Source organism: Gallaecimonas xiamenensis 3-C-1, assembly GCF_000299915.1.
Lineage (GTDB): Bacteria > Pseudomonadota > Gammaproteobacteria > Enterobacterales > Gallaecimonadaceae > Gallaecimonas > Gallaecimonas xiamenensis.
Map to the genome: position 1 here is coordinate 35,229 of NZ_AMRI01000022.1, position 15,057 is coordinate 50,285.

General features: G+C 64.2%; 14 protein-coding genes and 1 pseudogene. 6 read left to right on the plus strand and 9 right to left on the minus strand.

Annotated features, from left to right (window positions below; genetic code table 11):
• Positions 1 to 37: 37 nt before the first annotated feature.
• From B3C1_RS14495 to ahpF, 3 genes are all read left to right on the plus strand, one after another.
• On the plus strand, positions 38 to 1,051 hold the full coding sequence (locus B3C1_RS14495) for a 2-hydroxyacid dehydrogenase (protein WP_008485733.1): 1,014 nt from the start codon (positions 38 to 40) through the stop codon (positions 1,049 to 1,051).
• Between the two features lie 204 nt (positions 1,052 to 1,255).
• Positions 1,256 to 1,822 (plus strand): alkyl hydroperoxide reductase subunit C, encoded by a 567-nt coding sequence (ahpC, locus tag B3C1_RS14500; protein WP_008485734.1) that lies wholly within the window; start codon positions 1,256 to 1,258, stop codon positions 1,820 to 1,822.
• Between the two features lie 99 nt (positions 1,823 to 1,921).
• Positions 1,922 to 3,463: an alkyl hydroperoxide reductase subunit F gene (ahpF, locus tag B3C1_RS14505; RefSeq protein WP_008485735.1), complete on the plus strand. Its 1,542-nt coding sequence runs from the start codon at positions 1,922 to 1,924 to the stop codon at positions 3,461 to 3,463.
• A 37-nt stretch (positions 3,464 to 3,500) separates the two neighbouring features.
• Here the strand turns inward: ahpF and B3C1_RS14510 are convergent, their stop codons facing one another.
• Complete coding sequence (locus B3C1_RS14510) at positions 3,501 to 3,932, minus strand: hypothetical protein (protein ID WP_008485737.1); 432 nt, start codon at positions 3,930 to 3,932, stop codon at positions 3,501 to 3,503.
• A 106-nt stretch (positions 3,933 to 4,038) separates the two neighbouring features.
• On the opposite strand from B3C1_RS14510, the gene zapE reads away from it, so the two are divergent.
• On the plus strand, positions 4,039 to 5,178 hold the full coding sequence (gene zapE, locus B3C1_RS14515) for a cell division protein ZapE (RefSeq protein ID WP_008485739.1): 1,140 nt from the start codon (positions 4,039 to 4,041) through the stop codon (positions 5,176 to 5,178).
• Here the strand turns inward: zapE and B3C1_RS20270 are convergent.
• The 5 genes and pseudogenes from B3C1_RS20270 to B3C1_RS14530 form a co-directional block, all read right to left on the minus strand.
• A complete protein-coding gene (locus B3C1_RS20270) occupies positions 5,124 to 5,273 on the minus strand; it encodes a hypothetical protein (protein ID WP_156804563.1) in 150 nt (49 codons plus the stop codon). The two genes, zapE and B3C1_RS20270, sit on opposite strands and share 55 nt — an antisense overlap.
• Positions 5,274 to 5,361: 88 nt before the next feature.
• Positions 5,362 to 5,697, minus strand: a pseudogene (locus B3C1_RS20870) (sulfotransferase family protein); the annotation flags it as partial.
• Positions 5,607 to 6,683 carry a tetratricopeptide repeat-containing sulfotransferase family protein gene (locus B3C1_RS14520; RefSeq protein WP_008485741.1) on the minus strand — a complete coding sequence of 359 codons (1,077 nt, stop codon included), beginning with the start codon at positions 6,681 to 6,683 and terminating at the stop codon, positions 5,607 to 5,609. The gene B3C1_RS14520 and the pseudogene B3C1_RS20870, both read right to left, overlap by 91 nt.
• Positions 6,684 to 6,734: 51 nt before the next feature.
• Entirely contained in the window at positions 6,735 to 8,987 is a 2,253-nt protein-coding gene (locus B3C1_RS14525) for a TonB-dependent receptor (protein ID WP_008485742.1), read from the minus strand.
• A gap of 309 nt (positions 8,988 to 9,296) precedes the next feature.
• Complete coding sequence (locus B3C1_RS14530; RefSeq protein WP_156804564.1) at positions 9,297 to 10,673, minus strand: aminotransferase-like domain-containing protein; 1,377 nt, start codon at positions 10,671 to 10,673, stop codon at positions 9,297 to 9,299.
• 83 nt (positions 10,674 to 10,756) lie between these two features.
• Here B3C1_RS14530 and B3C1_RS14535 point away from each other — a divergent pair, with 83 nt between their 5' ends.
• Both B3C1_RS14535 and B3C1_RS14540 read left to right on the plus strand, forming a co-directional pair.
• Complete coding sequence (locus B3C1_RS14535) at positions 10,757 to 11,221, plus strand: GNAT family N-acetyltransferase (RefSeq protein WP_008485744.1); 465 nt, start codon at positions 10,757 to 10,759, stop codon at positions 11,219 to 11,221.
• Complete coding sequence (locus tag B3C1_RS14540; protein WP_008485745.1) at positions 11,218 to 11,823, plus strand: LysE family translocator; 606 nt, start codon at positions 11,218 to 11,220, stop codon at positions 11,821 to 11,823. Before B3C1_RS14535 ends, B3C1_RS14540 begins: the two co-directional genes overlap by 4 nt.
• A gap of 3 nt (positions 11,824 to 11,826) precedes the next feature.
• On the opposite strand, the gene B3C1_RS14545 is transcribed toward B3C1_RS14540, so the two are convergent.
• The 3 genes from B3C1_RS14545 to B3C1_RS14555 form a co-directional block, all read right to left on the minus strand.
• Positions 11,827 to 12,219, minus strand: a complete 393-nt coding sequence (locus B3C1_RS14545) for an MAPEG family protein (protein ID WP_008485747.1) — start codon at positions 12,217 to 12,219, stop codon at positions 11,827 to 11,829.
• A 60-nt stretch (positions 12,220 to 12,279) separates the two neighbouring features.
• A complete protein-coding gene (locus B3C1_RS14550; RefSeq protein WP_008485748.1) occupies positions 12,280 to 13,746 on the minus strand; it encodes a M20 family peptidase in 1,467 nt (488 codons plus the stop codon).
• Between the two features lie 103 nt (positions 13,747 to 13,849).
• Positions 13,850 to 15,028 carry a helix-turn-helix domain-containing protein gene (locus B3C1_RS14555; protein WP_008485749.1) on the minus strand — a complete coding sequence of 393 codons (1,179 nt, stop codon included), beginning with the start codon at positions 15,026 to 15,028 and terminating at the stop codon, positions 13,850 to 13,852.
• Positions 15,029 to 15,057: the final 29 nt, after the last annotated feature.

The window sequence follows — 15,057 nt, forward strand, 5'->3', positions numbered from 1 at the left end:
GCGTTACCCTGGGGTTTTACCGGTCAAAGGAAGCCCCATGAAACCCCAGGTCTTTGTCTTTAGCCGCCTCAAGCCGCCCTTCCTGGCAGAGCTTGAAGCCCACTACCAGGTCACCCAGCTCGACCCCAAGGGTGATATCCAGGGCCAATACGCCGCCGCCCTGCCCCATGTTCAGGGCATGATAGGGGTAGGCCGGCCCCTGGGAGAGGCCGAGCTGGCCCAGGCCGGCCAGCTCAAAGTGATCAGCTCCGTCTCGGTCGGTTACGACAATTACGACCTTCCCTACCTGAACAGCCGCAGCATCATGCTTACCAACACCCCGGACGTACTGACCGAGACCACCGCCGATCTGGGCTTTGCCTTGCTGATGAGCGCCGCCCGGCGCCTGCCTGAGCTGGATGCCTGGGTCAAGGCCGGCCAATGGCAGCGCACCGTCGGCCCGGCCGAATTCGGGGTGGATATCCACGGTAAGACCCTGGGCATCGTCGGCCTGGGCAGGATAGGGGCGGCCCTGGCTCGCCGCGGCCACTTTGGTTTCAGGATGCCGGTGCTCTACAGCGGCAACAGCCGCAACAGCCGCAAGCCGGAATTGGAAGCGGAGCTGGGCGCCCGTTTCCTGCCCCTGGACGACCTGCTGGCCCAGGCGGACTTCGTGGTGCTGGTGGTGCCACTTGGGCCCGAGACCCGCAACCTCATCGGCCGCCGCGAGCTGGCCCTGATGAAAGACAGCGCCATTCTGGTGAACCTGGCCAGGGGCGCGGTGGTGGACGAGCCGGCCCTGATTGAAGCCCTGCAAAGCCGCCAGATCAGAGGCGCGGGGCTGGACGTCTATCAAACAGAACCCCTGGCCGCCTCTCCCCTCTTTGCCCTGCCCCAGGTGGTGACGCTGCCGCACCTGGGCTCCGCCACAGAGGAAACCCGCGACGCCATGGCCCGCCGGGCCCTGGACAACTTCCACCAGGCCATGAAGGGGGAGCGGCCCCGGGATCTGGTCAACCCCCAGGTCTGGCCCGAGGCCGGTCATGCCCCTGTCATGGGGCGATTGCCATGATAGGAAAGCCTGGCGGGACAGCAGGGCCGCGCGTCGGGATAATAAGCGCCAAGTCATTGAAACAGCTAGGTAGGCCTCAGGGCTTCAATCGGTTTTGCCAATACAGGCAATTGTATTTTGCAATTTTAACCGATTAGAAAAACCACCTAGTATAGAGCCTGTCTTAGGGAATCTTTCATTCACGACATTTATCGAGGAGTCGACATGTCCGTATCTATCAACAGCGAAATCAAGCCGTTTAAAGCCACCGCCTTCAAAAGGGGCGAGTTCGTCGAGATCACCGAAGCCGACGTCAAAGGCAAGTGGTCCGTGTTCTTCTTCTACCCTGCCGACTTCACCTTCGTTTGCCCCACCGAACTGGGCGACGTGGCTGACCATTACGACGAACTGCAACGCCTGGGCGTAGAAGTGTTCTCCGTGTCCACCGACACCCACTTCACCCACAAAGCCTGGCACGACAGCTCCGAGACCATCGGCAAGATCGACTACTTCATGGTGGGTGACCAAACCGGCACCATCACCAACAACTTCGGCGTAATGCGTGAAGGTCAAGGTCTGGCTGACCGCGCTACCTTCATCATCGACCCCCAAGGCGTGATCCAAGCCATCGAAATCACCGCCGAAGGTATCGGCCGTGACGCCTCCGACCTGCTGCGCAAGATCAAAGCTGCCCAGTACGTTGCTGCCCACCCGGGCGAAGTTTGCCCCGCCAAGTGGAAAGAAGGCGAAGCCACCCTGGCTCCTTCTCTGGACCTGGTCGGCAAGATCTAAATACCCGGTAGCAACCCGGCCCGCTGCGGTGCTTGCGCACCCGGTTGGCGGGCCGGGTTTTTTACACCCAAAATTCCGCATTTTGCACAGGACACGCCCATGTTAGACGCCAATATCAAGAAGCAACTGGACACCTACCTGCAGCACATCAAGCAGCCGATCGAACTCAGCGTGTCCACCGACAACAGCCCCAAAGCCCAGGAACTGCAAGACCTGGCTCAGGAACTGGCCACCATGTCCAGCCTGATCGGCCTGACCGACAGCAACAGCAAGCGCAGCCCCAGCATGAGCGTGGCCCCCCAAGGCCAGGCCCCCAGGGTCAGCTTTGCCGGTGTCCCCATGGGGCACGAATTTTCTTCATTGGTACTGGCCCTGCTGCAAGCCGGCGGCCACCCCTCCAAGGCCGATCCGGCGCTGCTCGAGCAGATCCGCAGCCTCAAGGGCGAGTACCACTTCGAAACCTTTATCTCCCTGTCCTGCCACAACTGCCCGGACGTGGTGCAGGCCCTGAACCTGATGGCCAGCCTCAACCCCAACATCACCCACGTGATGATTGACGGCGCCCTGTTCCAGGACGAGGTCAACCAGCGCCAGGTGATGGCCGTGCCCGCCGTCTACCTGAACGGCGAACACTTCGGCCAGGGCCGCATGACCCTCGAAGAGATCGTCACCAAGGTCGACAGCAACGCCGCCGAGGCCAAGGCCGCCGCCCTTAACGACAAGGAAACCTACGACGTGCTGGTACTGGGCGGTGGCCCGGCCGGCGCCGCTGCCGCCATCTATGCCGCCCGTAAAGGCATTCGCACCGGCCTGGTGGCCGAGCGCTTCGGCGGCCAGGTGATGGACACCGTCGGCATCGAAAACTTCATCTCCGTGCCCTACACCGAAGGCCCGAAACTGGCCGCCGGCCTGGAGCAGCACGTAAAGGAATACGGGGTGGATATCATCACCGGCCAGCGCGCCGCCCAGGTCAGCCGTGGCGATCTGGTGGAAGTGGCCCTGGAAAGCGGCGCCACCCTCAAGGCCCGCAGCCTGATCCTGGCCACCGGCGCCCGCTGGCGGGAACTGGGAGTACCGGGTGAAGCCCAGTACCGCACCAAGGGTGTGGCCTACTGCCCCCACTGCGACGGCCCCTTCTTCAAGGGCAAGAAAGTGGCGGTGATTGGCGGCGGTAACTCCGGTATCGAAGCGGCCATCGATCTGGCCGGTATCGTCGAGCACGTCACGGTGCTGGAATTTGCCGACACCCTGCGCGCCGACGAAGTGCTGGTGAAAAAGGCCCGCTCCCTCGGCAACGTCGATATCATCACCAACGCCCAGACCACCGAAGTGCTGGGTGACGGCAGCAAGGTCAACGGCCTGGCCTACAAGGACAGGGTCAGCGGCAAGGACAAACAGCTGGAACTGGCGGGGATCTTCGTGCAGATAGGCCTGGTGCCCAACACCGAGTTCCTCAAGGAAAGCGGCATCGAGCTGACCCGTTTTGGCGAAGTGATCATCGACGCCAAAGGCGCCACCTCCATGGCCGGGGTCTTTGCCGCCGGCGACGCCACCACAGTGCCCTACAAGCAGATAGTGATCTCCATGGGCGCCGGCGCCACCGCCGCCCTCTCTGCCTTCGACCACCTGATCCGCTCCTAACAGAGCCTTGCCAAAAAGCCGCCTTAGGGCGGCTTTTTTATTGCAGCCAGCCCAATTGCCGGCCCTGCCAACTGATGCGCAGCTGCACCAGGGCCAGCAGCAGCACCAGGCTTGGCATCACCAGGGCTCCGTGGCCCAGTACCGCCAGGCTGTCTATCACCACGAAGTTGTAGAACTGCTGCACCCCTATGCCCAGCAGGGACAGGGCATAAACCGGTAGCGCCAGGGCCTTGCCGGCCAACAGCAGCAGCGCCCCCAGGGTGCCCGCCAGCACCGCCACCCCAAAAGCCAGGGTCAGCCAGAGGGGAATGTCCTGGTACAGGGCCTGCTGGGCCGGCGGCAACTGGGCCAGGGCCTGGGGAGTGAGGCTCAGGTGCATCACCCAGGCAAAGACCCCCAGCAGGTTCCACACCAGCATTACCCAGGCAAAGGCGCTGACCCAGCCGGGCCTTGGGGTTTTGACGTCCATGATTGTTCCTCTCGGCAGTTGCTGTGCCCAGCTAACGCCAAGGCAGCCTGTTTGGCAAGCCCCTGGCCTGGTAAGCTGGCGCCAGTTTTGTCAGCCCCGTTGTGCCATGTCCCAGACCCCCGCCCAGCGCTACCAGGCCCTGCTGGCCGGTGCCGGCTTTGCCCCGGACCCCGCCCAGGCCCAGGCCGTTACCGCCCTCAACCAGCTTTACCAGGCCCTCAAGACCCCCGGCCAGCCCCTTGGCCTTTACCTCTGGGGAGACGTGGGCCGGGGCAAGACCATGCTGATGGACTTGTTCTTCGAGGCCCTGGACGACAGCCTGAAATTGCGGCTGCACTTTCACCGCTTTATGGCCTGGGTGCACGAGGAACTGCGCCAGGAGGCGGGCCACGCCGAGCCCCTGGCGCTGATCGCCAAAAGGCTGCGCCAGCGCTGCCGGGTGTTGTGCTTTGACGAGTTCTTCGTCTCTGACATCGGTGACGCCATGCTGCTGACCCGGCTGTTCCAGGCCCTTTTTGCCGAAGGGCTGGTGCTGGTGGCCACCTCCAATATCCCGATGCAGCGCCTCTATGAAAACGGCCTGCAGCGGGACAGGTTCCTGCCGGGTATCGCCCTGTTGCAGCGCCACTGCCGGCAGCTGCACCTGGACGGGGGCCTTGACCACAGGCTGCGCCACCTAAAGGTGGTGCCCACCTGCTTTGCCCCAGGCCAGGGCCACTTTGCCGCCCTCTTTACCCAAATGACCGGCCAAGCCCCCCAGGCAGGGCAGCTGCTGCTGTGCAACAGGCCAGTACCCACCCTGGGGCTGGCCGACGGGGTGGCCTGGTTTGACTTCAAGGCCTTGTGCGAAGGGCCGCGCTCTGCCCTCGATTACATCGCCCTGGCCGGCCAGGTAAAGCTGGTGCTGCTGAGCGGCGTGCCGCTGCTGGGGGGCCAGGCCAAGGAATGGATCAAAGCCAGGGGCACCGAAGACGGGGTGGAAGCCACCGCTACCGGCGAACGGCGGGTCCATTACGCTGTGGGGGACGATCCGGCCCGGCGCTTTATCAGCCTGGTGGACGAGCTCTACGACCAGAAAGTGGCCCTGTGTCTGGAAGCGCCGGCGCCACCGGCCGCGCTTTACCAGGGCGGCGCCCTGGCTTTTGAGTTTCGCCGCACCCAGAGCCGGCTGGTGGAGATGCAGTCCAGCGATTATTTGGGAGCGCTGATACCGGCGGCCTTGGCCCAGGCCAGCAAGGGCTGCTGATAGCGCCGCCACTCGTCGATACCCCTGGTATGCACCCCTTGGCGCACCTGGGCGGCACTGGCGGTGGCCACCCCCTGGCCTCGGTCGGTACTCAAGGGGCCGGCCAGGGGCGCCAGGTCCAGCCAGGTCCAGCCAGGTAAAAAGTGTGGCCAGGCTCTGCTCGGGGTTGGCCACCAGGGCTTCGTAGTCCAGGGTCTGCATCCGCTCCGGTGCCTGGGCTTGCCAATGGTTCGCCAGCTGTTCCTGGCAGCGGTAGTAATGCAGGGCGCTGTCCAGGCTCTGGCCAAGGGCGATGGGAAAGCGCAGCAGCCGCCGGTAGTTGGCCCAGCAGGCGGCCAGGGGCGCACGGCGGATATACAGGATGCGGGCGTCCGGCCAGTGCTGGAGTATGGCGCCAAGGTAGAGGCCGTTGAAGGGCAGTTTGTCGGTCAGGTAGGGCCTGTCCTGGGGCAGGTGGCCCCCCAGCTGCCGGTAGCGCTCGGCCAGGCGCCGGCTGTCCAGCTGGTCCAGGCGCTGCACCAGGGCCTGGTCCAGGCCGTCGTCGCTGCGCACCCCGGCCAGTTCCTGCGCACCCCGGCCAGTTCCTGCAAGGCCCTGGGCAGGGCCAGCTGCTCGCCCCCCAGGGCAATGGCCGGGTGGCTGCCCAAGAGTTGCTCCAGGAGGGTGGACCCGGCCCTTGGCAGGCCGACGATAAACAGCGGCGCCGGGCGCCCGGCCACTTGGGCCTTGGCGGCCACCTTGCCGGCCATCAGCGGTGCAAGAGCTGCCTCCAGCTTTTCGGCCGGGTAAGGCTGGCTTGGCGCCAGCAGTTCCCTGGCCTGCGCCAGCAGGGCAAAGGCCCTTGGCTGCTGGTCCAGATCGTCCAAGGCCTTGGCCAGGGCTATGCCCACCATGCCCTTGTCTTCCCCCTCAAGCCGCTGCCAGAGCCGCTCCAGCTGGGCCAGCTCGGTACTGCCCTCCTGGTAGCGCAGCAACTGGCTGCGGGCCCAGTGGGCCAAAGGCGCATCCGGCGCCAGGGCCACCGCCTTGGCGTAAGCGGCCAGGGCCGCCGGCTTGTCCCCAAGGAAGGTGCAGGCCGCCCCCAGGTGGCGCCACAGCGGCTCTTGTTGCGGAGCCAGGGCGGTGGCGGTTTCAAAGCAGCGCTGGGCCAGATCATGGCGTTCTAAGCGGGTGGCCACATTGCCGAGGGTATCCCAATCCTGGGCCTGGCCGCCCGCCAGGGCCATGGCCCCGGCCAGCACCTGCAAGGCCGGCGCCATCAGCCCGGCGTCAAACAAAAAGTGCAGCAGCTGGGCCCGGTAGTCCAGGCGCCGGGGGGCCAGGGTGGCGGCCTGTTGCAGGGCCGGGCCGGCCTTGGCCAGCAGCCCCTGGCGCCACAGGGCCAGGCCCAGCAGGAACTGGCCTTCGGCAGGGTCGGTAGCCAGCAGCTGCCGGGCCAATTGCTCAAGCTTGGGCCATTGCTGGGCGGTCAAGGCAGCCTGGGCCGCCTGGTGCAGAGGGGACATCAAAAGGCTCCGGTGAGCGGTAACAAAAAGCCCCCTTGCGGGGGCTGGGTGTTAGAAACGGTACTGCAACTCGGCGCCTACCGTAAGGGGCCTGTTGATGAAGTACAGCTGGCCTTGCTCGCCGTAGTCCCGGGCGCCCCTGGCGCCGACGTAGGCGTAGCGGTCCAGCAGGTTGTCGGCGTAGAGGCGCAGCATCCAGTCGTCCAGGTTGAAGGTGGCGGAGGCATTGACGATGGCAAAGCCCGGCAGCTTCTGGTTGTCTTCGTTGCGGGTGCCGACATTGCCGTTGACCCGGGTGTAGACGGCGCTCTTGAAGACGGCGTTGAGGCTGTAGCGAGCCTCGATGCTGCCGTAATCCTGGATAAAGGTGGCGCCCAGGTTACCTTCGTGGCGGGCCACGCCGGGCACCCGGTCACCATCCTTACCGTCCAGGGAGGGGGCGTCTTCAGCCAGCTTGGAGTCGGTAAAGGCGTAGCCAGCGGTAAGCAGCACGCCACGCACCGGGCTGTAGACGCTTTCCAGTTCCAGGCCCTGGGAACGGGCCTTGCCACCGTTGACGGTGATGGGAATGGAGCCTTCGCTGGTCTTGCCCGACACCTGGATGTCTTCCCAGTTGATGTAGTAGAAGGAGCCCTGCACGCTCAGGTCACCCCCCAGCCAGTTGCTGTGCCAGCCCATCTCGTAGTTGTCGACGGTGTCGGGGCTGAACTGCTTTTCGTCATCGGTGAAGGACACCTGGCCGCCTTCCGGTACGCCGTTGGAGCCGCCACGGCGAAAGCCCTGGGAGTAGAGGGCGTAGACGTTGAAGTCGTCGGTGAAGCGGTAGAAGGTACTGGCCTTGTAGATCACGTCGCTGTTCTTGCCTTCACCCAGGGAGCATTCGGGCTCCAGGGTGGTGCCTTCACGCTCGGCGTAGATGGGGAAGTCCAGGCAGCTGACCTGGTCCTGCTCCAGGTGGAAGGCACGGGCGCCGAAGGTCAGGTCCCACTGGTCGGTGAGGCGGTAGGTCAGTTCGCCGAACAGCGCCCTTTCCTTGACGTTCTCGCTGTGATCCTCGAAGTACTCGATGTTGTCCGGGCGGTTCAGGCCGATGAACTCGGGGTAGCCGGGGGTGTACTCGATGGAGCTGTCCTGGTTGTCTTCCTTGCTGTAATAGGCGCCCACCAGCCACAAGACCTTGCCGCCGTCGTCGTTGGAGGCCAGGCGCAGTTCCTGGGTGAAGGTGCTGTCGTCCTGGTCTTCACGGGTGTAGGCGGAAAAGTCCGGGTAGTCGGCATAGCCGGGCCAGATGGAGGTTACCAGCAGGTCGGTCTGGTCGCGCTGGCCCTTTTCCTTGACGGTGGTGTAGCTGGTGGAAGAGGACAGGGTGGCAAATTCCAGATCCCAGTTCAGCTCCAGGCTGGTCAGATCCACGTCCCGGTCCAGGGGCTCGTCGTAGCGCAGGCCGTTGCTGTAGTCGTCGCCGGTAAAGCCGGGGTTGACGCCGGTACGGCCGCCCACGTCCTGGGACTGGGCCATGTAGGTCAGGGTGGCGTCAAACTCATCGGAAGGGGCATAACGCAGGGCAACACGGCCGGAGAAGGACTCTTCGTCGTCCACGTCCTTCTGGGCGCCGCTGAGGATATTGGGGTAGTCCACAAAGCCCGAGTCCTTGCGGTAGCTACCGGCCACCCGCAGGGCAAAGCTGTCGCTGTTGAGGGGAATGTTGGCGGCGCCATAGACTTCGCCGCTGGGGTCGTCCGCTTCCTTGACCTGGTAGGCCTTGACCCCCACGTAGCCGTCGGCCTCGCCGATCTGCGGCTTTTTCAGGATGTAACGCAGGGTACCGCCCAGGGAGCCGGCGCCGTAGAGGGTGCCCTGGGGGCCGCGCAGCACTTCCACATGGTCGATGTCGATCAGCTTCAGATCCACCAGCAGCGGGGTGTCGTTGACATAGACGGAGACGGTGCCGCCGTTGTCGCCCTGGTCGTTGGCGGACAGCTCGTCCACGGTCAGGCCACGCATGCTCATGGGTTTGTTGTTGCGGGGGCCGGTATCAACCACGGTCAGGCCGGGAATGGCGTAGCCCAGGTCGGCCAGGTTGTTGACCCCCTGCTCGCCCAGCTTCTTACCGTCCAGCACGCTGATGTTGTAAGGAATTTCGTCGGTGGTGGTAAGGCGCCTGGAGGCGGTGACCTGGATCCGCTCCACACCGCTGTCGTCGGTGGCCTCTTCGGCGTGGACGATAAGGGGCAAGCTGGTGAACAGGGAGCCTACGGCAAGGGCCAGAGGCGACAATGAGGCCTTGAAGCTGGTGCGATTCATCTGTGTTCTCTCGGGGGCTGGAGGGGCGCCGCCGATCCCGCAGCGGGCCCTTACATCGGGTCTAGCGTCCGTCCCCGCCACCTTGGAGTGGTCTTGACCCGGGCTTGATGGCAAGCAACCCGAGCCTGGGGCTCCGACGAAACGCCATTATATTCAGATGAAATAATTATGAAATATCAGCGAATAATTTTTTAGCAAAGCCCCGAAAAAACTGCGTTAAACCTCTCAAAAACGCCATTTAGATAATATCTATTCAGATTACACAGCCTGCCACACCTGCATAAATCCTGCGTTAGGGCTCATAACCAATCAAAGTACCGCCCGGCTCAGCCCTGGGCCTTCCTGCAATAACTCCTTGAGCACCGCCAGGGCCTCGGCCAGCAGCGCCCGGCTGGCCGGTTGGCTGAGACTGAGCCTGACCGCCTGGGGCGCCGGGAAACGGCCAATGGCATAGTCTTCGGCCAGGCGTAGCCTGACCCCGCGCTCGGCGGCGGCCCGGGCAAAGCTGCTGGCCCGCCAAGGCTCCGGCAGCGGCAGCCAGGCGTTAAAGCCGCTGCTCTCCCCTTGCAACAAGCCTGGGCCCAGCACCGCCTCGGCCAAGGCCCGGCGCTGGCGCATCTCGTCCGCCAGCCACTGCTCCAGGGCCGCCATCTGGCCGTCTTCCAGCCAGCGGCTGACCAGCTCCAGCAGCAAAGGGGACACCGCCCAGACCGACGCCTGCAGGCTCAGGCGCAGGCGGTTTTTCAGGGCCGGCGGGCTCAGCACAAAGCCCACCCGCACACTGCCGGCAAAGCGCTTGGAAAAGCTCGACAGCATTAGCACCCGCTGGGGAGCCAGGCTGACCAGGAACGGCGGCTTGAGGCTGGGGTCGCTGAATTGGACGTCGTCCTCGATAACCCAGATGTCATGGCGCTCGCACAGCGCCAGCAGGGCCTGGCGACGGGCCAGGGGCATGGTCAGGCAGCGGGGATTTTGCAGGTTGGGGGTCAGGTAGAGCACCCGGGGCCGGTATTGCTGGCAAGCTGCTTCCAGGGCCTCCGGCACCAGGCCCTGGTCGTCCATGACCAGGCCAACGGCCTTGAGGCCCTGGCTTTCACAGGCCAGCTTGATGCCGGCAAAGGCCAAGCCCTCGCACAGCACAGTATCCCCCGGCTCGCACAATACCTGCAGGGCCAGGCTGATGCCGTGCTGGCCACCGCAGGTCAGCAGCAGCTGGTCATCCTCCACCGCCAGCCCCTGACCGGCCAACCAGTCTAAAAAGCGCTGGCGCTGCTCGGGCAGGCCGTTGTCCTGGGGATAGGGTAGGCAGGCGGCCAGCCCCAAGGGGTCACTGGCCAAGGCGGCCAGGGCGGTGCTCATCATCTGGGTTTGGGGCCCAAGGGGGGCCATGGCCCCGTCCATGGCCAGGGGCGCCTTTTGCAGCTTGGGAGCCTCTTCGACCACCCCTTTGACAAAGGTGCCGCTGCCCACCCTGGCCTCCACCAAGCCACGGCGCTCCGCCAGGGCATAAGCCCGGGTCACGGTGCCCACCGTCACCCCCAGGCGATCGGCCAGTTGCCGCTGGGGCGGCAGCCGGCTACCCGGAGTCAGCTCGCCACCGGCCACGGCGGCCCCCAGGGCGTCGGCCAGCCTTTGGTATTTGGGCCCCTGGAAAGGGGTCAGATCGGGCACCCAGATTGTCACCATAACAATAAAATTGTTGCCATACAAAACCAACGGATTGCATGATTTTTACAGAAAGACCAGGCCGATACCAGTAGGGAGATCCCATGGAGTCTTACCAGGGCGACATCATTCTTAGCGACGATCCCGGCCGCCAGCAATTGGCGGTTATCCACGGTTACCTGACCCAAAGCTACTGGGCCAAGGGCATCAGCCAGGGGCAGGTGGCCAAGGCCATGGCCGGTTCCTATTGCTTTGGGCTGTTCCATGGCGACCAGCAGATCGGCTTTGGCCGCCTGATCACCGACAGGGCCAGCTTTGCCTACCTGGCGGATGTGTTTGTCTTGGCCCCCTACCAGGGCCAGGGCCTGGCTCGCTGGATGCTCCAGTCGGTGTTTGCCCAGCAATGGTGCCAGGGGCTGCGCCGCATTCTGCTGGTCACCCGTGACGCCCAGGGCCTATACCGGCAACTGGGCTTTGTGCCCCCGGCCAATCCCGAAGGGCTGATGGAGCTGCACAAGCCCGGTATCTACCAAGAAAATTGTATGCATACAATAAAGGAAAACGCATGACCCCTGAGCTGTTGAGCACCTTCGGCGCCGCCCTGCTATTTACCGCCGCCGCCGCCGGCACACCGGGGCCCAACAACATGTTGTTGACCGCCAGCGGGGCCCAGTTTGGCCTGTGGCGCAGCCTGCCGTTCTGGTTGGGGATAAGGCTGGGGGGCGTGCTGATGCTGCTGGGGGTGGCCGCCGGCATGGGCGAATTACTGACCCGCTACCCGGCCCTGCATCGCAGCCTGCAAGTGGCCTCGGCGCTTTACCTGCTGTACCTGGCCTGGCGTATCGCCCAGGTTCGTTTTAGCCAGGACCAGTCCCAGCAGGACCAGCCCATCGGGGTGCTTGGCGCCACCGCCTTCCAATTCGTCAACCCCAAGATCTGGGCCACCACCTTGGCCTCGGTCAGTGCCTTCAGCCTGCCCGGCAGCCAATACTGGCCGTCTATCTGGTGGCTGATGCTGGCCTGGCTGGTGAGCGGCTCGGTGATGAACCTGATGTGGATAGGCTTTGGGGTGGGGATACGCCGGCTACTGCACAGCCCCCGCCGCCAGCGCTGGTTTGCCCATGGCATGGGCACCCTGACGGCGGCAACTGTGGTGCTGGTGTTCTGGTAAGCCTTAGCGAAACAGCAGCGGCACCAGTATCAGCGCTATGCCGGCCAGGCCGGTAAAAAAGGCCAAGGTGCGCAGCACCGTTACCCCCAGCAGGTAAAAGACCCCATGGGCAACCCTGCCCCCCAGGAACAGCCAGGCGCCGGCCACGGTGTAACTGCTGGACACCCCAAGGGCCTGGGCCATCAATACCGCCACGGCAAAGGGCAGCAGGTTTTCCAGCAGGTTGGCATGGGCCCGGCGGGCCCGGCCGGCGATACCGGAAGGCTCGGCCACCGCTTCCCTGTTGCCCATCACCGCCTTGAAGCCGGCCTGCTGGATATGCAGGCTGGCGGCGATCAACACCAGCAGCAACAGTAACAGGGTGGATAAGGCCAGGCTCATCATTTCCACGGACATGCGCATTCCCTTTGGTTGGCGGGTTACAGGTCCAAGAATAGCCGAGCCCGGCCAGGCTGCTCAGCCGCCGCAGCTGTGGGTCAGCAACAGGGTGTAAAAGCTGACCGCCCCGGCCAGGTTGTCGATACGCACCCGTTCATTGGTGCCATGGAACAAGGGGATCTCGTCGGCCCTGAGCACCATGGGGGTAAAGCGGTAGGCGTTGTCGGCCCAGTTATCGTAAAAGCGGCTGTCGGTGGCTCCCAGGGTCAGGCCGGGGGTAACCACCAACTGACCATAGCTCTGCTGCGACGCCTGGGCCAGGGCCTTGAAGCCGTCGGTGTCGGCACTGGACACCCGGGAGGCGTCCATGCTGTCGGTGACCTTGACCTCGACCCGGGGGTCCTGGATCTGCTCTTTGACATAGGCCACCACCGATTCGGCGCTGTCACGGGGGTGGAGGCGGAAGTTGACCGTACCCACCGCTTCGATGGGCAAGACGTTGGCCTTGACGCTACCGGACAGCATGGTGGGGGCGGTGGTGGTGCGCAGCAGGGCATTGCCGCTGGGCATGGCTTCCAGGGCACCGGTGATCAGGGGGTCGAACAACCAGCGGTTGGCAAAAAGCAGGCGCTTGCCAAAGCCCATGTTGCGGGCCAGGGTGCCGTACATCTCGGCGCTCAGGCCATCAAGGCCGCCTGGCACCGGGTGGTCCTGGAGCTTGACCAGGGCCTTGGCCAATATCCCTACCGCCGTTTCCCTGGGGGGCATGGAGCTGTGGCCGCCCTGGGCCCTGGCCACCAGTTCCAGGGTTAAAAAGCCCTTCTCGGCGACATTGATGCTGGCCACCTTCTGGGTGACGCCGGGCACCACGCCGTCGAGGATAAAAGAGCCTTCATCCAGGGACCAGGCCGGCTTGATGCCGTCGGCCTTGAGCTTAGCCACCACCGCCTGGGCACCGTGGCGCGAGCCGATTTCCTCGTCATGGGTGAGGGCCACCAAGATGGTGCGCTTGGGGCTAAAGCCTTGATCTATCAGCAGCGTCAGGGACTCCATCAGGGACACTACCGAGCCTTTGTCGTCCAAGGCGCCCCGGCCCCATACCTGGCCGTCCGCCACCACGCCGGCAAAGGGCGGGTGCTGCCACAGGGCTTCACTGCCCGGATCTACCGGCACCACGTCGAAGTGGGCCGACAGCAACACCGGGGCCAGGCTGGGATCAGTGCCCTGCCAGCGATAGAGCTGGGTGTACTGGTTGATGGGGGTGCGGCTCAGCACCTGGTGGACCTTGGGATAGGTTTGGCCCAGCCATTGGATAAAGGCGCCGAACTGGTCGTAGTCGATACGCTCGGCTTCACCGTAGGACACTGTCCTGAAACGAATGGCCTCGGCCAGGTGGGCCGCCACCTGCTGGGCATCCACCGCCACCGTCTGGCGCGGCTGCTGGGGTTGGGGGGCGGGGGTAAATTGCAGGGTACGGACCACCAGCACTGCCGCCAACAGTACCAGGGCCGCCAGCAGTACCAGCAGGGCTCTTCGAATCGTCATGCCTTGGACCTCTCAACAAAGGCACCCGGCGCCATACCGGGTGCGATGTTCAGGGGTATACCCCAGCCAAAGGGCCCTGACGTCCGCCTTTGCAAAACTGCAATTATCCGGCTTCGGCGGGCTGCAATTGGCGCCGGTAGGCGCTGGGGGTCTGGTTGTAGCGTTTCTTGAAATGGGCAAAGAAGGTGGAGTTGGAGTTGAAACCGGCTTCAAAGCCCACCTCCGTCACCGACAGGTGGCCAAAAGCCGGATCCGCCAGCAGCCGCAGGGCCTGGTCCAGGCGAAACTGATTGATGTAGTCGTAAAAGCTCTGGCCGGCCAGGCCATTGATGGTTTCCGACAAATGGTGGGGCGGCACGTCCAGGCGGGCCGCCAGTTCGGAGATCTTCAGGCCATGTTCCAGATAGGGGGCCTCCTTGACCATTAGCCGCTGCAGGCGCTCCCACAACTGGCCGGCGTCGCTCTTGGTGAGGCTGGAGGTCTGGTACTTGCGGGGCTCGGCCTGAGCCGCCGGCGCGTCGGGGGGGCTGCCCTTGCTGGCCCCCTGTTGGCGCAGGCCATAATGCACGATAAGCACCGACCACAGCAGCGGCCCCCAGGCCTGAAGCTGGGCACCGTTGAGATCCAGGGGCAGCCCCAGGTGATGGCCCAGTTCCATGGCCATGGCCAGCACCGTCAGCCCCAGGAAGCTGCGAACCAGCAATTGCAGCCAGGCCAGGTTGATGCCTTCGATATCCGAATAGCAGGCGCGGATCCGCTCGCCGTAGGGCTTGAGCAGGGTCAGGGACCACCAGCCGTAGGCCAGCAGCGACATCCAGGTAAAGGCCCTGTGCACAAAGCGGCTTTGGTTCAGTAGATCGCAAGGGCCAATGGTGGCGCAAGACAGGGTCAGCACGCCGTCTTCGGCCAGGGGCAGTTGCCCCAGCCACAGCAAACCCAACAGCAGGACCGGCAAGAAATGCCACAGCTGGCGGCGCTGCCAGCGAAAGCCGTCCTGGGTGAGGATACGGGTATAAAGGTAGAGCAGCGGCCCCAAGGCCATCTGCAGGGAGGTGAGGGTCAGCAGCACCAGCCCCAATCCCAGGGATTCCCGGCGCAGCACATAGGTCAGTGCCAAGACTCCCACCACCGCCATCATCAGCCCCAGGCAAAGGCGGGCCGCTTTGCCTGCGGCGGCATGGCACCACATGTAAAAGGCCAATCCCAGGCCCATGGCCACACCCAGCAGTATCACCAGGCTGTTTAGGTGCAACGTCAATTCCCTATCCAGCAGCCCTTGCATCAATGATACTTCCCTTCTTTTGTTGTTAT

Coding starts and splice junctions, on each gene's coding strand:
- B3C1_RS14555 (WP_008485749.1), bottom strand. CDS start 15,028: ATGCAAGGGCTGCTGGATAGGGAATTGACGTTGCACCTAAACAGCCTG.
- B3C1_RS14535 (WP_008485744.1), top strand. CDS start 10,757: ATGGAGTCTTACCAGGGCGACATCATTCTTAGCGACGATCCCGGCCGC.
- B3C1_RS14540 (WP_008485745.1), top strand. CDS start 11,218: ATGACCCCTGAGCTGTTGAGCACCTTCGGCGCCGCCCTGCTATTTACC.
- B3C1_RS14550 (WP_008485748.1), bottom strand. CDS start 13,746: ATGACGATTCGAAGAGCCCTGCTGGTACTGCTGGCGGCCCTGGTACTG.
- B3C1_RS14545 (WP_008485747.1), bottom strand. CDS start 12,219: ATGTCCGTGGAAATGATGAGCCTGGCCTTATCCACCCTGTTACTGTTG.
- B3C1_RS14495 (WP_008485733.1), top strand. CDS start 38: ATGAAACCCCAGGTCTTTGTCTTTAGCCGCCTCAAGCCGCCCTTCCTG.
- B3C1_RS14530 (WP_156804564.1), bottom strand. CDS start 10,673: ATGGTGACAATCTGGGTGCCCGATCTGACCCCTTTCCAGGGGCCCAAA.
- B3C1_RS14525 (WP_008485742.1), bottom strand. CDS start 8,987: ATGAATCGCACCAGCTTCAAGGCCTCATTGTCGCCTCTGGCCCTTGCC.
- B3C1_RS14520 (WP_008485741.1), bottom strand. CDS start 6,683: ATGTCCCCTCTGCACCAGGCGGCCCAGGCTGCCTTGACCGCCCAGCAA.
- ahpC (WP_008485734.1), top strand. CDS start 1,256: ATGTCCGTATCTATCAACAGCGAAATCAAGCCGTTTAAAGCCACCGCC.
- zapE (WP_008485739.1), top strand. CDS start 4,039: ATGTCCCAGACCCCCGCCCAGCGCTACCAGGCCCTGCTGGCCGGTGCC.
- B3C1_RS14510 (WP_008485737.1), bottom strand. CDS start 3,932: ATGGACGTCAAAACCCCAAGGCCCGGCTGGGTCAGCGCCTTTGCCTGG.
- ahpF (WP_008485735.1), top strand. CDS start 1,922: ATGTTAGACGCCAATATCAAGAAGCAACTGGACACCTACCTGCAGCAC.